Source organism: Bradyrhizobium sp. UFLA03-84 (genome assembly GCF_002289535.1).
GTDB classification, from domain to species: Bacteria; Pseudomonadota; Alphaproteobacteria; order Rhizobiales; family Xanthobacteraceae; genus Bradyrhizobium; species Bradyrhizobium viridifuturi.
This window is the reverse complement of the sequence record NZ_NSJY01000013.1, coordinates 15,697-32,636: the sequence shown is the minus strand read 5'-3', so window position 1 is coordinate 32,636 and position 16,940 is coordinate 15,697. Positions and strand designations below refer to the sequence as shown.

Annotated in this window: 15 protein-coding genes; 7 read left to right on the top strand and 8 right to left on the bottom strand. The window is 65.0% G+C overall.

The annotated features are described in order from the left end of the window. Nucleotides 1-11 precede the first annotated feature (11 nt). Nucleotides 12-809 (top strand): fumarylacetoacetate hydrolase family protein, encoded by a 798-nt coding sequence (locus CK489_RS14155; RefSeq protein WP_095732694.1) that lies wholly within the window; start codon nt 12-14, stop codon nt 807-809. A 337-nt stretch (nt 810-1,146) separates the two neighbouring features. On the opposite strand, the gene CK489_RS14150 is transcribed toward CK489_RS14155, so the two are convergent. Next, nucleotides 1,147-2,067, bottom strand: coding sequence for a LysR family transcriptional regulator (locus CK489_RS14150; protein WP_050628497.1), 921 nt, complete (start codon nt 2,065-2,067; stop codon nt 1,147-1,149). Between the two features lie 123 nt (nt 2,068-2,190). On the opposite strand from CK489_RS14150, the gene CK489_RS14145 reads away from it, so the two are divergent. Continuing rightward, a complete protein-coding gene (locus CK489_RS14145) occupies nt 2,191-2,610 on the top strand; it encodes a hypothetical protein (RefSeq protein WP_245350372.1) in 420 nt (139 codons plus the stop codon). Nucleotides 2,611-2,684: 74 nt separating this feature from the next. Next, nucleotides 2,685-3,182, top strand: coding sequence for a DUF8737 domain-containing protein (locus tag CK489_RS14140; RefSeq protein ID WP_095732692.1), 498 nt, complete (start codon nt 2,685-2,687; stop codon nt 3,180-3,182). Nucleotides 3,183-3,380: 198 nt separating this feature from the next. On the opposite strand, the gene CK489_RS14135 is transcribed toward CK489_RS14140, so the two are convergent. Further along, a complete protein-coding gene (locus CK489_RS14135; protein ID WP_095732691.1) occupies nt 3,381-3,836 on the bottom strand; it encodes an Lrp/AsnC family transcriptional regulator in 456 nt (151 codons plus the stop codon). 156 nt (nt 3,837-3,992) lie between these two features. Between CK489_RS14135 and CK489_RS14130 the strand changes: the two genes are divergently transcribed. Continuing rightward, entirely contained in the window at nt 3,993-7,469 is a 3,477-nt protein-coding gene (locus CK489_RS14130; protein WP_095732690.1) for an indolepyruvate ferredoxin oxidoreductase family protein, read from the top strand. Here the strand turns inward: CK489_RS14130 and mctP are convergent. The 4 genes from mctP to CK489_RS14110 all read right to left on the bottom strand — a co-directional run bounded on the left by mctP (nt 7,440) and on the right by CK489_RS14110 (nt 11,351). Then, nucleotides 7,440-8,930 carry a monocarboxylate uptake permease MctP gene (mctP, locus tag CK489_RS14125; protein ID WP_050628492.1) on the bottom strand — a complete coding sequence of 497 codons (1,491 nt, stop codon included), beginning with the start codon at nt 8,928-8,930 and terminating at the stop codon, nt 7,440-7,442. The genes CK489_RS14130 and mctP overlap by 30 nt on opposite strands. A 10-nt stretch (nt 8,931-8,940) precedes the next feature. Next, the gene (locus CK489_RS14120) at nt 8,941-9,126 is read right to left on the bottom strand and encodes a DUF3311 domain-containing protein (RefSeq protein WP_050628491.1); all 186 of its coding nucleotides are present in this window, start codon (nt 9,124-9,126) and stop codon (nt 8,941-8,943) included. 149 nt (nt 9,127-9,275) lie between these two features. Next, nucleotides 9,276-10,247: a Bug family tripartite tricarboxylate transporter substrate binding protein gene (locus CK489_RS14115; protein ID WP_095732689.1), complete on the bottom strand. Its 972-nt coding sequence runs from the start codon at nt 10,245-10,247 to the stop codon at nt 9,276-9,278. 192 nt (nt 10,248-10,439) lie between these two features. Further along, the gene (locus CK489_RS14110; RefSeq protein ID WP_050628489.1) at nt 10,440-11,351 is read right to left on the bottom strand and encodes a LysR family transcriptional regulator; all 912 of its coding nucleotides are present in this window, start codon (nt 11,349-11,351) and stop codon (nt 10,440-10,442) included. Nucleotides 11,352-11,493: 142 nt separating this feature from the next. Here CK489_RS14110 and CK489_RS14105 point away from each other — a divergent pair, with 142 nt between their 5' ends. The 3 genes from CK489_RS14105 (at nt 11,494) to CK489_RS14095 (ending at nt 15,080) form a co-directional block, all read left to right on the top strand. After that, nucleotides 11,494-12,642 (top strand): HlyD family secretion protein, encoded by a 1,149-nt coding sequence (locus CK489_RS14105; protein WP_050628563.1) that lies wholly within the window; start codon nt 11,494-11,496, stop codon nt 12,640-12,642. A 338-nt stretch (nt 12,643-12,980) separates the two neighbouring features. After that, a complete protein-coding gene (locus CK489_RS14100; RefSeq protein WP_095732688.1) occupies nt 12,981-14,591 on the top strand; it encodes an MDR family MFS transporter in 1,611 nt (536 codons plus the stop codon). A 30-nt stretch (nt 14,592-14,621) separates the two neighbouring features. Then, a complete protein-coding gene (locus tag CK489_RS14095) occupies nt 14,622-15,080 on the top strand; it encodes a carboxymuconolactone decarboxylase family protein (protein WP_050628488.1) in 459 nt (152 codons plus the stop codon). A gap of 70 nt (nt 15,081-15,150) precedes the next feature. Here CK489_RS14095 and CK489_RS14090 read toward each other — a convergent pair whose 3' ends face one another. Continuing rightward, complete coding sequence (locus CK489_RS14090) at nt 15,151-16,017, bottom strand: D-amino-acid transaminase (protein ID WP_095732687.1); 867 nt, start codon at nt 16,015-16,017, stop codon at nt 15,151-15,153. A 141-nt stretch (nt 16,018-16,158) separates the two neighbouring features. Next, nucleotides 16,159-16,890, bottom strand: coding sequence for an amino acid ABC transporter ATP-binding protein (locus CK489_RS14085; protein WP_095732686.1), 732 nt, complete (start codon nt 16,888-16,890; stop codon nt 16,159-16,161). Nucleotides 16,891-16,940: the final 50 nt, after the last annotated feature.

Sequence of the window (16,940 nt, the reverse complement as noted above, 5' to 3'; positions counted from 1 at the left end):
AGGATATCATCATGCGTTGGCTGAAATTCACCGCCGCGGGCAATACCGCAAGCACTGCTTCTTGGGGCCTCGTCGAGGGCGACACCGTCACCACAGTCAACGGCGATCCGTTCGGCGAATGGAGCAAGACGGCAAAGACCCACGCCCTGAAGGACGTTAAGATCGAGCTGCCGCTGATCCCACGCACCTTCTACTGCGTCGGGCTGAACTACCTGAAGCACCTCAAGGAGGCCGCCGACAAGGCCGGCACGGTGCCGAACGTGCCCGATCGTCCCGAGATCGGCTATCGCGCGCAGAACGCGCTGATCGCCCACGACGAGAACGTCGTGATCCCGGCCAGCGCGACCGAGAAGATTCATTACGAGGGCGAGCTCGTCGTCGTGATCGGCAAGACCGCCAAGCATCTCACCGAAGCCAATGCGATGGACTGCGTGTTCGGTTACACGATCGGCAACGACGTATCCGAGCGCAACTGGCAGAAGGCCGATCGCGGGCTATGGCGGTCGAAGAATGCCGACACCTTCAAGCCGATGGGCCCGTGGATCGAGACCGACGTCGATCTCGACCGGATGGAGACCGCGATCCGCGTCAACGGCAAGGAGACCGGCCGCTTCCGCACCAACGAGATGATCTTCGGCATCGTGCCCTTCCTGGTCGAGCTGACCAAATACTTCACGCTGTCGCCCGGCGACGTGATCTGGATGGGCACCGACGGCGCCTCGCCTGATTTGAAGGACGGCGATGTGGTGGAGATCGACATCACCGGCATCGGAACGTTGCGGAACAGGTTCGTGAAGGAGAAGATGTGAGGCGGGCGGCTCCTCGTTATTGCTGACGCGCGTGCTCCATACCCGGTGTCGTCCCTGCGAAAGCAGGGACCCATACGCCACGGCAGACCTTGTTAAAGGGACTCGCCGTTCCAACATCGCGCATCAATAACCCTTCGTGGTTATGGGTCCCTGCTTTCGCAGGGACGACAACGAATATGTGGTTCGGTGTCATCACCCGCGAAGGCGCATGCGGTGATCCAGTATTCCAGAGACAGTCGCGCTTGAGCGGAGAAGCCGCGGCGTACTGGATCGCCCGGTCGAGCCGGACGATGACAAGCGTAGGTAGGAACGCAGCGAAACCCGTCCCAGATTCGAGCTAGCGCACCGCCCCCGGCCGGCTCTTCACGTGATCGATGAAGGCGCGCAGCTTCGGCAGTATCTGGCGGTGGCCGGGATAGTAGAGAAACACGCCCGGCGTCGTCGTCGCGAATGCGTCGAGCACGCGGACCAGCTTCTTCTCCTTTACCGCGCCTGATATCAGCGGCGCGGGCACCTGAGCCAGTCCGACGCCTTCGATGGCCGCGCCGACCAGCGTCGGGAAATCGTGGCCGATGAAGGATCCGGATACGGCAAGTTCGATCGAGCGGCCATTGTCGTTCAGCGACCATGGCGCCAGCCCGCCGTTCGAGCGCCGCAACCGCAGGCAGGCGTGATTGCGCAAATCGTCCGGACGCTTCGGCCGGCCGCGGCGCGCGAGATAGTCCGGGCTGCCGACGATGGCGAACGGGAACGGCTTGGTCAGGCGCACCGCGACCATGTCCGGGTTGATGAACTGGCCCATCCGGATGCCGGCATCGAAACCTCCGGCGGCGAGGTCGATCAGCTCTTCGCTGGCGGCGAGCTCGACCTCGATCTCGGGATAGGCCTTGCAGAACGAGGCGATCAGCGGCTCCAGCAGGATCGGCACCACCGAGCGCGGCACGGTGAGGCGCAGCAGCCCGGCCGGCTTCTGGCCGAGCTCGCGCGCGGCCCCGCTTGCGGCAACCAGCTCCTCGAACGCCGGCCGCGCGCGCGCCAGGAAGCGCTCGCCGGCCTCGGTGAGGCCGACGCTGCGGGTGGTGCGGATGAACAGCACCGCGCCGAGGCGCGCCTCGAGCGCGCGCACCGCCTGGCTGATCGCCGACGGTGTGACCGCGAGCTCGGTCGCCGCGCGGCGAAAGCTGCGGTGCTGGGCGACGCTGAGAAACGCCTCCACGCCGTCGAGCGCGCCCTGCCGGACTGTGAAGTTCTGCTTCATGGCCCGTCAACATTATCGCGAATAGTCCTCCGCGGAAAGCCGCCCTAGATCGGAAGCGACAGCGCGACGCGCGCTGATCGACGCGACATCACGACCTCAGTCGTGAACGGAGACATGCGACCGATGAAAGCAATCCGTCACACAATCTTCGCCCTCACCCTCACTCTGACAGGCGCCACCTCCATGACCGCTCCATCCCCCGCCCAAGCACAGGCTCAAGGACAAGCACAAGCCATTTCCACCATCACCACCGGCGTGATGGTCATCCTGACCGTCAAGCCGGGCGTCACCCGCGAGCAAGTGATGGCCGTGATGCCGGATGAAATCCGCCAGACCGTGCAGCTCTATCTCAACGGCAAGGTTCGCGAATGGTATTCGCGGTCCGACGGGCGCGGCGTCGTCTTCCTGCTCGATGCCAAGGACACTTCCGAGGCGCACGCGATCATGGAGGGCCTGCCATTGTCCAAGCTTGATATCATGGACCACGACTACATCGCGGTCGGCCCGCTGCTGCCGCTCCGCCTGCTGGTCGGCAAGCCCTGAGCACCGCGCAGAGGCCGGACCCGATCGACGGGTTCGACCTCTCTCTCCGGATCGACCAACAGAGGACGCCGGCCGTGCCGATCAGTCTCAACATTCCATTCCTGCTCAGCGTCGCCGGAGCGCTTCTGGCGAGCGCCGTGGTGGCCTCAACCTATGTCTGGCCGGCGCTCCGCACGATGCCGCGCCAAGAGGCGCTCCGGCTGCTCGCGGCTTTCCATGCCTTCCGGTTTCTCGGGATGAACTTCCTGGTCACCGGCTTCGTGTCGCCGCAGGTGAATCCGGTGTTTGCCGGCGCGGTCGGCTGGGGCGATCTGACCGCTGCCGTTCTCGCGCTGCTCGCGATGGCAGCCCTGTCGTGGCGCTGGCCGATCGCCATCCCGATCGTCTGGCTCTTCAATATCTGGGGCACGCTGGATCTGCTCAACGCCTATTACATGGGCGCGACGAAGAACGCGGATCCCGGCCTGTTCGGCGCCGGCATCTATATTCCGGCACTGTATGTGCCGTTGCTGCTGGTCAGCCACGTGATGGTGTTCATGCTGCTGATGCGGGCCGAGAAGGCAGAGGCGTAGTGCGGAGCGCAACGCTCCATCAACATCGTCCGGGCGCAGGCCGGGACCCATACTCCGCGGCCGATGTCGTGGTCGGGATTCGTCGTTCCGGTTCTGCTCAACAACACGCATTCGTGGTTATGGGTCCCGGCCCCCGTGCGCAATTGCGCACTAGGCCGGGACGACGGCGCGCTTGTGGCACGGCTAGCGGCACCAACCTCAAAACGGCAGCGCCACGCCGGTCTTGATCTCCTTCAGGATCACGTTGGTGCGGACGTGGCGGATGCCGGGGATGCGGAACATGAATTCGTCCAGGAATCTATTGTAGGCGTCCATGTCGCGCACGACGACGCGCAGATGATAGTCGGCGTCGCCTGTTGTCGCGAAGCATTCGAGCACCTCGCGGCGCTGCATCACCCGCGCAACGAACTCGTCGACGAATTTGACGTCGTGCCGCTCGAGCGAGACGTGCAGGATCGCCGAGGTCGCAAAGCCGGCGCGCTCGCGCGCCACCAGCGCCGAATAGCCTGAAATAACGCCGGACTCTTCCAGCGCACGGACCCGGCGCCAGCACGCCGAGGTCGACATCCCGACAGTTTCCGCGAGTTGCTGGTTGGTGGCGCGGCCGTCCTTTTGCAGTTCGGCGAGAATTCGCTCGTCTTGCTCTTCGACCATCGATAAGCTCCATTTCGGTAAAATCTACCAAATCATGACGTCTTGGACAATCTTCTACCGAATTTGAGCCTGATGGAGAACGGATAGGTAAGACCTACCAGACGTCAGGGCATAGCCTTGTCCGATCAGACATTTCGATTCCCGAAAGGGTCACCCATGGGACAGATGCCGCTGCTCGACGCTTACCAGTTGTCCGAGCGCTACAGCAGGGAACGCGGCCGGGTCTTCCTGACCGGCACGCAGGCGATCGTCCGCGTCGCGCTCGATCAGATCAGGCGCGACCGCGCGAGCGGACTGAACACTGCGGGCTTCATCTCCGGCTATCGCGGCTCGCCGCTCGGCGGCGTCGATCTCGAACTGTGGAAGATCAAACAACTGCTCGAGGACAGCCGCATCGAGTTCCTGCCCGCGGTGAATGAGGACCTCGCCGCGACCGCGGTGCTCGGTTCGCAGCAGGTCGAGACCCAGAGGGACCGCGAGGTCGATGGCGTGTTCGGGCTGTGGTACGGCAAGGGCCCCGGCGTCGATCGCTCGGGCGATGCACTGAAGCACGGCAATGCCTATGGCTCCTCGCCGCACGGCGGCGTGCTGGTCGTCGCCGGCGACGATCATGGCTGCGTATCGTCCTCGATGCCGCACCAGTCCGATGTCGCCTTCATGAGCTGGTTCATGCCGACGCTGCACCCGGCCGATGTCGGCGAATATCTCGCGTTCGGCGAGTACGGCTACGCGCTGAGCCGGTTCTCCGGCATGTGGGTCGGCTTCAAGGCGATCTCGGAGATCGTCGAGTCCGGCGCCTCGGTTGAGCTGCCTGCACCGCGCCGCTTCATACGGCCGGATTTCGTGCCGCCGCCGGGCGGCCTGCATTATCGCTGGCCGGATCTGCCGGGCCCGCAGATCGAGGAGCGGCTGGAGGCGAAGAAGCACGCGGTCTACGCGTTTGCAAAAGCCAATCCGATCGACCGTCGCATCTACGACATCAAGGGCGCGACCTACGGCATCGTCACCACAGGCAAGGCGCATCTCGATTTGATGGAGGCGCTGCGGCTGGTCGGCCTCGACGAGGCCGCATGCCGCCGCTTCGGCATCGACATCTACAAGGTCGGCATGGTGTGGCCGCTGGCGCTGCACGATGCGATGGAGTTCGTGACGGGCAAGCGCGAGATATTGGTGGTCGAGGAGAAGCGCGGCATCATCGAGAGCCAGTTCAAGGAATATTTCTACGACTATCCCGGCGCCAAGCCGGAGCGGATGGTCGGCAAGCATGACGAGCGTGGCGCACGGCTGATCTCCTGGACCGGCGAGTTGTCGCCGCGGATGCTGGCCGATGTGCTGGCGCGGCGGCTCGATCCGATGTTTCCCGAACTTCAGCTCGCGCGCCGCGCCGCTGCGCTGGTGCCGGAACCGGATCGGAGCATCGCGGTGCCGGGCGCGACGCGCACGCCGTATTTCTGCTCGGGCTGCCCGCACAATACGTCGACGAAAGTGCCCGAGGGCTCGAAAGCGCTGGCCGGCATCGGCTGCCACTTCATGGCGAGTTGGATGGACCGGGAAACCTCGTCGCTGATCCAGATGGGCGGCGAAGGCGTCAACTGGGCGGCGTCGTCGAAATTCACCGGCAACAGCCACGTATTCCAGAATCTCGGCGAAGGCACCTATTATCACTCGGGCTCGATGGCGATCCGGCAGGCGATCGCGGCCAAAGCCAACATCACCTACAAGATCCTGTTCAACGACGCGGTGGCGATGACCGGCGGCCAACCGGTGGACGGGCCGGTCAGCGTGCAGGCGATCGCGCACTCCGTCCGCGCCGAGGGTGTGTCGCGAATCGCGCTGGTGTCGGATGATCCCGCGCATTTTTCGCCGGCGGACCTGCCGGTTGGCGTCACGATTCATCCGCGAGAGGAGATGGACGCCGTGCAGCGCGAGCTGCGCGAAATTTCCGGCGTCACCGTACTGATCTATCAGCAGACCTGCGCCACCGAGAAGCGCCGCCGCCGCAAGCGTGGCACGATCGCCGATCCCCAACGCTTCGCCTATATCAACGACCTCGTCTGCGAAGGCTGCGGCGACTGCTCGGTGGAATCCAACTGCCTCAGCGTCGAGCCGAAGGAGACGCCGTTCGGCCGCAAGCGCAAGATCAACCTCTCGACCTGCAACAAGGACTTTTCCTGCCTCAACGGCTTCTGCCCGAGCTTCGTCACCATCGAGGGCGGCAAGCGGCGGGCCAAGAGTGCGAGCGCAATCGATCCGCTGGCGCGCGCCGCAATGCTGCCGGCGCCGGAGTTCGCGGCGCTCGACAAGCCCTATGATCTTCTCGTCACCGGCGTCGGCGGCACCGGCGTCATCACGGTCGGCGCGCTGATCGCGATGGCCGCGCATCTCGAGCGGCGCGGCGTCTCGGTGCTCGACTTCACCGGCTTTGCGCAGAAGTTCGGTCCGGTGCTGAGCTTCCTGCGGCTTGCGGCCACGCCCGGCGCGCTGCATCAGGTGCGGATCGACCAGGGCGCAGCCGACGCGCTGGTCGGCTGCGATCTCGTGGTGAGCTCGTCGGCCAAGGCGTCCGGCACCTACCGCAAGGGCATGCGCGCTGCGGTCAACACCGCGGAGATGCCGACCGGCGACGTGGTGCGCTTCCGCGATGCCGACCTCGCCTCGCCTGTTCGCTTGCGCGCCATCGAGCGGGTGATCGGCTCCGGCAACCTCACCACCATCGACGCGAATGCTCTGGCCGAACGACTGCTCGGCGACAGCGTGTTCGCCAACATCATGATGCTCGGCTTCGCCTGGCAACAGGGCCTGGTGCCGGTGTCGCTGGACGCGGTGACGCGCGCGATCGAGCTGAACGGCGTCGCCGTCGAGCGCAACAAGCAGGCGCTGGCCTGGGGACGGCTCGCGCTTGCCGATCCCGACTTCCTGCCGAAGCCAGACGATGTTGCGGCCAATGTCCCTGAGACGCTGGAGCAGATGATCGCGCGCCGCGCCGATTTCCTGCGCGATTACCAGGACGACGCGTATGCCGCGCGCTACCGCGCAAAGGTCGATCGCGTGCGCCGCGCCGAGGCGTCGTTCGGGAGCGACACTCTCGCCGACGCCGTTGCCCGCTCGCTGTTCAAGCTGATGGCCTACAAGGACGAATATGAGGTGGCGCGGCTCCATATGCAGACCGGCTTCCTCGACGAGCTCAAGCATAAGTTCGACGGCGACTTCACGGTGCAATACCACCTTGCGCCGCCGTTGCTGCCGGCGCGGCGCGACGCGCGCGGACGGCCGAGGAAGCGCGCGTTCGGGCAGTGGATCCAGACGCCGTTGCGGCTGCTCGCGCGACTGAAGGTGCTGCGCGGCACGCCGTTCGACGTATTCGGCTACACCGCGGAGCGCCGCGCCGAGCGTGAGCTGATCACGTGGTACGAGGCGCTGATCGAAACACTGCTCGGCAAGCTCGATGCGGCGCGCCTGCCCGACCTGGTCGCAATCGCAAAGGCGCCGATGGAGATCCGCGGCTATGGGCCGGTGAAGGACGCCGCGATCGACAAGACCAGGGCGGAGGTGGCGCGGCTCACCGCGCTTCTTGCCTCCGCCCCGTCAGATACGCACGATGGCTCAGGCCGCCGCGCCGCGCTTGGCGGGTGAGATCAACCCGGCCAGGACGGTCGCGATCACCGCCACCACGATGTTGAGCAAGAGCGCGCCGAGCCCGACATAGAAGGTATAGCTGGTATCGCCGAGCGAGATGCTGGCCAGCGGCTTCAGCCCGTTGCTCCACGCCGTGTAGGTGCCCCAGCCGATGCCGACCGCCCAGCCGAGCAGCAGGCCCTCGGCGCGGAACCAGACGGTGAACAGGCCGAACACCAGCGCCGGCAGTGTCTGCACGATCCAGAGGCCGCCGAGCAGTTGCAGGTCGAGTGCATATTGCGTCGGCAGGAACAGGATGAAGGCGAGCGCGCCGACCTTCACCACCAGCGAGGTGATCTTCGCCACCGACGCCTCACCGGCATGCGAGATGCCGGGATTGACATAGTGCTTCCAGACATTGCGGGTGAACAGGTTGGCGGCGCCGATGCTCATCACCGCGGCCGGCACCAGCGCGCCGATCGCGATCGCCGAGAACGCGAAGCCTGCGAACCATTCCGGGAACAACGTCTTGAACAGCGTCGGCACCACGTCGTTCGGCGACGTCACCTTGATCCCTGCGGCATAGGCCATGTAGCCGAGCAGCGCGATCAGGCCGAGCAGCAGTGTATAGGCCGGCAGCAGGATCGCGTTCTTGCGGATGGTATCCGCCGACTTCGAAGCGAAGATGCCGGTCAGCGTGTGCGGATACATGAAGGCGGCCAGCGCCGAGCCGAGCGCCAGCGTCGCATAGGGCAGATATTGCGCGCCCTTCAGCGTCAAGCCAGTGGCGCCGCCCTTGGCTGTGAAGGCGTCGTTGGCGGCCGAGAACACCGCGCCATAGCCGCCGAGCTTCGAGGGCACCACCACCACCGCCGTCAGCACCACGATGTAGATCATGATGTCCTTGACGAAGGCGATCAGCGCCGGTGCACGCAGGCCGGAACTGTAGGTATAGAGCGCGAGGATCACGAAGGCGGCGATGATCGGCAACTCGCCGGTCAGGCCCATCGCCTTGATCACGACCTCCATGCCGATCAGCTGCAACGCGATATAGGGCATGGTCGCGACCAGGCCGGTCAGCGCCACCGCGAGCTCGAGCGCACGCGAACCGTAGGCGCCGTGGACCACATCCGCGGCGGTGACATAGCCGTTGGCATGCGCCTTCTTCCACAGCACCGGCATCACGGCGAACACGAAGGGATACACGATGATGGTGTAGGGCAGCGCGAAGAAGCCGTAGGCGCCGACCGCATAGACCAGCGCCGGCACCGCGATCACGGTGTAGGCGGTGTAGAAATCGCCGCCGACCAGGAACCAGGTGATCCAGGTGCCGAACTGGCGGCCGCCGAGGCCCCATTCGTCGAGATGCTCGTTCACCGGGCCGGATTTCCAGCGCGCGGCGAAGAAGCCCATCACGGTGACGAGCGCGAAGAAGAAGATGAAGACGGAAAGCGCCACCCAGGCGATATGATCGGTCATGGCTGCCCCCTCACCGCTGCTCGTCGGCATCGGGCCGGCGGCTGCGATAGACCAGCCAGATCAAGAGCGAGGAGATCGGCACCCAGGCGAGCTGGTACCAGTAGAAGAAGGGAAAGCCGAACAGCGACGGCTCGGCAAAATTATAGAACGGCACCCATAGCAAGCCGATGAACGGCAGCAGCAACAGAATCCACATGGTTCACTCCCCAGCCCGAGGCCTGATCCAAACCGGCGGTGTTGCCGGCGTCCCGTCATCAACGACCCCAGGAACCATTCGTTGCGTCTAGAATCACGGTTGCGGCATGGCGATGCAAAAAGATGTGATCGGCGTCCCGGGCGGGCAGTCTAGTCAGCCTTGATACCGGCGTCCTCAATCACCTTTCGCCAGCGCACCTCCTCGCCAGCAAAATAGCGGTCGAGGTCTGCGGGCGGTGCAGCGACCATCACAAGGCCCTCATTGACGCTGAGCTTCCTGAAGGCCGCCGCCTGCACCGCCCTGGCGGCTGATTTGTTGAGGCGGTCGATGATGTCGGGAGGCGTGTTCGCAGGTGCGTAAAGGCCGTACCAGGATTCCGCCGCGTAGCCGGGTACACCGGCTTCCGACACGGTCGGCAATTTCGGGAACGACGGCGAGCGCTCGGTCGAGGTCACGGCGATCGCGCGCAGCTGCCCGGCCTCGACCAGCGACGCGCAGCTTGCGACGGTCGTGAACATCACCTGGATCTGGCCGCCCAACAGGTCGGTGATCCCTGGCGCGGCGCCCTTGTAGGGCACGGTGGTCAGGTTGACGCCGGCCATGTGCTTGAACAACTCACCGGCGAGATGCGCCGAGGTGCCGGTGCCGTAGGTTCCGTAGGACAGCTTTTCCGGATCGGCCTTGGCGGCTGCGATCAGGTCCGCGATCGACTTGATCGGCGAGGACGGATTGACCACCACGACGTTGAACGAGCGCGCCACCAGCGCCACCGGCGCAAGGTCCTTGTGCGGATCATAGGGCAGCTTGCGGTAGAGACTCGGGTTGACCGCGTTGGCGAAGGTCGCCATCAGCAGCGTGTAGCCGTCGGGTGGGCTCGCGGCGACGCTCTGCGTGCCGATGATGGTGCCCGCGCCCGGCTTGTTCTCGATGATGACCGTGACGCCGAGATCCTTCTGCATTTCCTGCGCCAGCGTGCGCGCCACGACGTCGGTGCCGCCGCCCGGCGCGAACGGCACCACGATCTTGACGACGTGGTCGGGATAGGCGGCGCGTGCAGGCGTGTGCAGCAGCACGGATGCTGCGAGCGCGAACAGAAACGATGCGAGGAGACGAAGCGGCATGGCAGGCCCCGGCGGCAGACGGTGCATTCTTGATACACGCACATGCCATGCAAGGGATGCCGGGCGGTCATGACCAGCGGATGAGCGGTGCCCCGCTAGACCCGTCATCCTGCGGAGCAAGCTCTTGCGAGCCTCGAAGGATGACGGGGAGAGATCGGAGTACGTCCTTCGCACAAAGACGGTTACACCGTCTCACGAATACGGATTGATCAGCTTCTGCTGCTCGGTCGCGTGGCGCACCAGGAGATCGATGAAGGTGCGCACCTTGGCCGAGAGATGATGGCGATGCGGATAGATCGCGTTCATGGTGAGCTCGACCGGCCGGTACTCGGGCAGCAGCCGCACCAATTGTCCGGACTCCAGCTCGTCGCGGACCAGGAAGCCAGCCGCGAGGAAGACACCGACGCCGGCGAGCGCAGCGAGCTTCAGCGTCTCGCCGCTGTTGGAGACGAGGTTTCCCGTAACCCGCACCGCAGCCGGTGTGCCCCTGCGATCGGTGAAGTGCCAGTCGTCGCCATAGGGGTAGTTGGCATGGCGCATGCAGTTGCGCGCCGCGAGATCGGCGAGCTGGTCGGGCTTGCCGTGTTGCGCGATATAGCCGTGCGACGCGCACAGCACGTGGCGCCAGGTCGCGATGGTGCGCACGATCAGGCTGGAGTCCGGCGGCGGGGTCATGCGCACCGCGAGGTCGTAATTCTCGTCGATCAGGTCGGCATTCCGCTCGCCGATCGTGAGATCGACCTTGACCTCGGGATAGGTCGCGAGGAACTCGGCCACCGCGGGTGACAGGAACTGGACCAGATGGGTGTTGGTGAAGATCCGCAGCGTGCCGCGCGGCACCGATTGCTGCGCGCCGGCGACCTCGTCGGCCTGTTCGATGTCGGCGAGGATCTGGATGCAGCGGTCGTAATAGGCCTGGCCGACCTCGGTCAGGCTGACCTTGCGCGTGGTGCGGTTGAGCAGCCGGGCGCCGAGCCGGTCCTCCAGCGACTGCACGTGGTTGCTCACCATCGTGGTGGACATGTTGAGCTTGCGGCCGGCCGCGGAAAAGCCGCCGGAATCCACGACCCGGACGAACGCGGTCAAACTGGTCAGGCGATCCATGCGGCAGGGTCCGGATTATCAGCGCTGGCTTGATAATGCTTCCAGTTTTATCGGGATTATCACAGCGGGGAGGACATTGCATCTAAGGCCGTAACCGGCGCCCTTTCTGGAAGGACGCAAGATGTTCGGCCAGGAGACGACCATGTCGACCACCACCTATCCCCCTGAAGAAGCAACCAAAATCGGTCTCCGCCCGTCGCGGCAGACGGTCAAGCGGGTGAGCCTCGGACTCGCCGCCCTGCTCGGCATCGCCGTCGCCAGTGACTTCGGCTACGACTACTTCACCACCGGCCGCTATCTGGAGTCTACCGACGACGCCTATGTGAAGGCGGACTCCACCATCATCGCGCCGAAGGTGTCGGGCTACATCGCCCAGGTGCTGGTCACCGACAACCAGCCGGTGAAGGCCGGCCAGCTGCTGGCTCAAATCGACGACCGCGACTACCGCACCGCGCTCGGCCAGGCCAAGGCCGACGTGAACGCCGCGGAAGCCGCGGTGCGCAACCTCGATGCGCAGCTCGAATTGCAGCAGCCGATCATCGACCAGGGCACCGCCGACGTCACCGCCGCCGAGGCCAATCTGAAATTCGCCCAGGAGGAGCAAACCCGCTACGACGGGCTGATGAAATCCGGCTCCGGCACCATTCAACGCGCGCAGCAGACCGACGCGGCGTTGCGCGCCAACACGGCGCAATTGCAGCATGCGAAGTCGGCGCTGTCGGCGGCGCAGCGCAAGGTCGACGTGCTGACCACGCAGCGTGCTCAGGCGGTGGCGCAGGTCGACCGCGCCCGTGCGGTCAAGCAGCAGGCCGAGTTGAACCTGTCCTACGCGGGGATCACCGCGCCGGTCGACGGCACGGTCGGCGCCCGCACGCTGCGCGTCGGACAATATGTGCAGGCCGGCACCCAGCTGATGGCGGTGGTGCCGCTGGATGCGGTCTATGTAGTCGCCAATTTCAAGGAGACGCAGCTGACCCATGTGCGCAACGGCCAGCCGGTCGAGCTCACCGTCGACAGTTTCCACGGCACCACGCTGAAGGGCCATGTCGACAGCCTGTCGCCGGCGAGCGGCCTCGAATTCGCGCTGCTGCCGCCCGACAACGCCACCGGCAACTTCACCAAGATCGTGCAGCGCGTGCCGGTCAAGATCGTGCTCGACGATCACAGCCTGACCGGCCTGCTGCGGCCGGGCATGTCGGCGATCCCGACCGTCAACACCAAGGCGACGGTGCTGGCCGAGCGCGAGGAGAAGCGGCGGCTGGCGTCGGCGATGCGGGCAAACGGCGGTTAGCGCAAAGCACTTCTTCAACTAGCTTGACGCGATCGATCACCGCAACGGTGGTCGATCGCGTTTTTGTGTTCTCCATCCTGCTCGCTTCTCCTTCGTGCCGCAGCCGCCGACGGCAGGGCTCCCTCCCCCTTCCGGAGGAGGGAGCCAATCCAGCGTGCTCACCTCACCTATCGACAGGGCTGAGATCAGCCATCGTGTCGAGCTGCTGGCCGCCACGAATGCCGGAGGCGCTAGGCATCCCGATTATCAACCTCTGCCGGACAATCCTTCCACTCCTTCCCGGATTATCGAAACCGGCCGCCTAATACATGTTGTGGGGGCCAGTAAGGACGACCCCGATGACCACACTTCAGCCCACAGCTAACGCCGTCCCCATTCCCAACCCCGCCGCGCCTGCAACACCGGCGGTCCCGACCAGGACCTGGATCGCGGTGATCGGCGCCACGCTCGGGGCGTTCATGGCGGTGCTCAACATCCAGATCGTCAACGCCTCGCTCGCCGACATTCAGGGCGGCATCGGCGCCGGCATCGACGATGGCGGCTGGATCTCGACCTCCTATCTGATCGCCGAGATCGTGGTGATCCCGCTCTCCGGCTGGCTCGCGCGGGTGTTCTCGGTGCGCATCTATCTGCTCACCAACGCGTTCCTGTTCCTGGTGTTCTCGGCGGCCTGCGCGCTGGCGCAGGACCTGCCGCAGATGATCGCGCTGCGGGCCGTGCAGGGCTTCACCGGCGGCGTGCTGATCCCGATGGCGTTCACGCTGATCATCACGCTGCTGCCAAAGGCAAAACAGCCGATCGGCCTCGCGCTGTTCGCGCTGTCGGCGACGTTCGCTCCCGCGATCGGCCCGACCATCGGCGGCTATCTCACCGAGAACTGGGGCTGGCAGTACATCTTCTACGTCAACCTGGTGCCCGGCGCCGTGATGATCGCGATGCTGTTCGTCTCGCTCGAGCCGAGCCCGATGAAACTGTCGTTGCTGCGCCAGGGCGACTGGCTCGGCATCATCACCATGGCGATCGGACTCGCCGCGCTGCAGACCGTGCTGGAAGAAGGCAACAAGGACGACTGGTTCGGCTCGCCCTTCATCGTCCGCCTGTCTGTCATCGCAGCCGTCGCGCTGGTCGCCTTCCTGATCGTCGAATTCACCGTCGAGAAGCCGCTGCTCAATCTGCGCCTGCTCGCCCGCCGCAATTTCGGCTTCGGCATGCTGGCGAACTTCCTGATGGGCATTGCGCTGTATGGCTCGGTGTTCATCCTGCCGCAGTATCTGGCGCGCATCCAGGGCTACAACTCCGAGCAGATCGGCATGGTGCTGGCCTGGACCGGCCTGCCGCAGCTCGTGCTGATCCCGCTGGTGCCGAAACTGATGCAGCGCTTCGATCCCCGCATCGTCATCGGTGTCGGATTTGCACTGTTCGCCGGCTCCAACTTCATGAACATCTACATGACCAACGACTATGCCGCCGATCAGCTGCTTTGGCCGAACGTCGTCCGTGCCGTCGGTCAGGCGCTTGCCTTCGCTCCGCTGTCGGCGGTTGCAACGGCCGGAATCGAAGCGGAGAACGCCGGATCGGCGTCGGCGCTGTTCAACATGATGCGCAACCTCGGCGGCGCGATCGGCATCGCCGCGCTGCAGACACTGCTGACCAAGCGCGAGCAGTATCATTCCAACGTGCTGATGCAGTCGGTCTCGCTGCTGGAGGAGGCAACCCGCAGCCGGATCGCGCAGCTGACGCAGTATTTCATGAACCACGGCGTCGCCGACCAGGCCGAAGCCGCTCATCGCGCGACCGCCGCGATCGGCAAGGTCGTGCAGAAGCAGGCCTACATCCTGGCCTTCAGCGACACCTTCTATCTGCTCGGCGTGGCGCTGATCATCGCGCTGGTCGCGACCCTGGTCCTGAAGAAACCGGGCCAGTTCGCTGGCGGCGGCGGCGCACACTAGCAATCCCAGACCCAACCAAGGAGAACGACCATGAAACCCCGGATGAACTTCTATCAGGCTGCCCCCGAGACGATCAAAGCGCTGGTAGCCGTGGAGAGCCAGATCAGCGCGAGCGGCCTCGAGCAGTCGCTGATCGAGCTGGTCAAGACCCGCGCCTCCCAGATCAACGGCTGCGCCTACTGCATCAACATGCACACCGAGGACGCCCGCAAGCATGGCGAGACCGAGCAGCGGCTCTATCTGCTCAACGCCTGGCGCGAGTCGCCGCTCTACTCCGAGCGCGAGCGCGCGGCGCTGGCCTGGACCGAGGCATTGACGCTGGTGTCGGAAACGCACGCACCTGACGCCGACTACGAGGCGGTGCGTGCCGAGTTTTCGGATAGCGAGCTGGTCAACCTGACCACGCTGATCGGCGCCATCAACGCGTGGAACCGGATCGCGATCGGCTTCCGCGCAGTGCACCCGGTGAAGGTGAAAGTGGCGGCGTAGATTCCTCCCGCCGTCATTCCGAGCTCGCGCCAAGCGGCGCGCCCCGGAATGACAAGCGGAGGGTCCCGCGCTAAACCGCGGTCGCCTTCGCGAACTCGACGTAGATCTCGCGCAGGCGGTCGGTGATCGGGCCGACCTTGCCGCTGCCGACGGTCTTGCCGTCGATCGCGACCACGCCCTGCACGAACACCGAGGCGCTGGTGATGAAGGCTTCCTTGGCGGCAAGCGCTTCCGCGACCGTGAAGGCGCGCTCCTCGATGCGGAGCTGGCGCTCCTCGGCGAGCTTGACCACCGCCTTGCGGGTGCAGCCGGGCAGGATCTCGTTGCCGTTGTGACGGGTCACGATGACATCGTCCTGGGTGACGATGAAGGACGAGGACGAACCGCCCTCGGTGACCTTGCCGTCTTCGATCATCCAGGCTTCGCCGGCGCCGGCCGCAGCCGCGGCCTGCTTGGCCAGCACCTGCGCCAACAGCGCCACGCTCTTGATGTCGCGCCGCTCCCAACGGATGTCGGGCACCGTGATGACGTTGATGCCGGTCTTGGCCGAGGGCGCGTTGATGATGTCCTTTTCCGAGATGAACATCACGAGGGTCGGCTTGACGTTCGCCTCCGCCTTCGGGAAGGCGAAGTCACGTCCCGTGTCGGCGCCGCGGGTGACCTCGAGATAGACCATGCCGTTGACGAGGTCGTTGCGCTTGACCAGTTCCTTCTGGATCTCCTCGATCCGCTCCAGCGTCTCCGGCAGCGCCAGCTGGATCTCGCCAACCGAGCGCTTCAGCCGGGCCAGATGCGAGGCGTTGTCGATCAACTTGCCCTCGAGCACCGCCGCCACCTCGTAGATCCCGTCGGCGAACAGGAATCCGCGGTCGAACACCGAGACCTTGGCCTCGGAATGCGGCACGTACGAGCCGTTGACGTAAGCGATCTTTTCCACGCGAGTTCTCCTGCGGACGGAAGGCGAAGTTTCAGGCCTTCCTATACGCAAATTGTTAACGGGGGAAAACCCTTCCGCGCCGTCATTCCGGGGCGCGCCACTTGGCGCGAGCCCCGGAATGACGAGGGGAAAGGTCCGGCCCTAATGCTGCAGGATCTTCGACAGGAACTTCTGCGCCCGGTCGCTGCGCGGCGTGCCGAAGAAGTCGGCCTTCTTGGCGTCCTCGACGATCTCGCCGCGGTCCATGAAGATGACGCGGTCGGCGACCTTGTTGGCGAAGCCCATTTCGTGGGTCACCACCATCATGGTCATGCCCTCGCGGGCGAGGTCGACCATGACGTCGAGCACCTCGCTGATCATCTCGGGATCGAGCGCCGAGGTCGGCTCGTCGAACAGCATCGCGATCGGGTCCATCGCCAGCGCCCGGGCGATCGCGACGCGCTGCTGCTGACCGCCTGACAGCTCGGCGGGATACTTCTTGGCATGATCCTTCAGCCCGACGCGCTCCAAAAGCTTCATGCCCTTGGCCATGGCGTCGCCATGCTTGCGGCCCAAGACCTTCTCCTGCGCGAGGCAGAGATTGTCGATGATCCGCAGATGCGGGAACAGTTCGAAGTGCTGAAACACCATGCCGACGCGCGAGCGCAGCTTCGGCAGGTCGGTCTTGGGATCGTTGACCTTGACGCCGTCGAGCGTGATGTCGCCCCCCTGGATCGGCTCCAGCGCGTTGACGCATTTGATCAGCGTCGACTTGCCCGAGCCGGACGGGCCGCAGACCACCACCACCTCGCCCTTGGCGACGCTGGTGGTGCAGTCCTTCAGCACCTGGAAGGTCGGCCCGTACCATTTATTGACGTGATTGATCTCGATCATGATGGCTCAGCTTTTTGTTTAGGCATGACCTTATCGGAAAACCGGTTCCC